We start from the raw sequence: 737 nt of genomic DNA, 5'->3' as shown, positions 1-737 counted from the left end.
CCCCGACCCCGGTCGACCCCGCACTGCCTGCCCGGGTGCTGCTGCGCAACGGTGAGAACGGTGCCGCGATCGGTGCCTCGTTCTACGAGCAGGTCGGCGGGCGACCGTTCTTCGAGAGGCTCGTCACCGAGTTCTACCGGGGTGTCGCCGGCGACCCTGTGCTGAAGCCGATGTATCCGGAGGACGACCTCGGCCCAGCGGCAGCGCGCCTCACCGGGTTCCTCGAGCAGTACTGGGGCGGCCCGGGCACCTACAGCGAACAGCGCGGACACCCGCGGCTGCGCCAGCGGCACCAGCCCTTCAAGGTCAACCCGGACGCCAGGGACCGCTGGCTGCTGCACATGCGTGCCGCGGTCGACTCCTGCGAGCTGCCCGAGCTGCAGCGAACCGTGCTCTGGGACTACCTCGAGCGCGCGGCACACGCCATGTTGAACACGTTCGACGACTGATCTCAGGGCGTCTCCAACCGTCCCTGGAGGGGAGAACAGGCTCTCGAAAGAACGAGAACGTTGTGAATTCGCCTCAACACGTACCTGATCAGAGTAGATTTCCACAGACCTGAGCCATGCTCAAAGAATGACGGTGGTGGGTCGTAACGTGGGGGCATGACCAACCACTCGGAGTCGCCCGCTTCGCCCGATCGGCCGCATGGCGGTGCGCCTCCCAGTACGCCCGTCACCGTGCTGGTGCCGGATGCTGTCGCGGCCTTGGGAAGGTCATCAGCTGACTACGACGCG

1 protein-coding gene is annotated in these 737 nt (G+C 66.5%); it reads left to right on the top strand.

The annotated features are described in order from the left end of the window. Nucleotides 1–41: 41 nt before the first annotated feature. On the top strand, nucleotides 42–449 hold the full coding sequence (locus tag QN345_RS19600; protein ID WP_416347689.1) for a globin: 408 nt from the start codon (nucleotides 42–44) through the stop codon (nucleotides 447–449). Nucleotides 450–737 lie beyond the last annotated feature (288 nt).

This window comes from Cryobacterium sp. 10I1, from assembly GCF_035019805.1.
Lineage (GTDB): Bacteria > Actinomycetota > Actinomycetes > Actinomycetales > Microbacteriaceae > Cryobacterium > Cryobacterium glucosi.
Note: the sequence above shows the minus strand (reverse complement) of the source record. Positions and strands in the feature narration are given on the sequence as shown.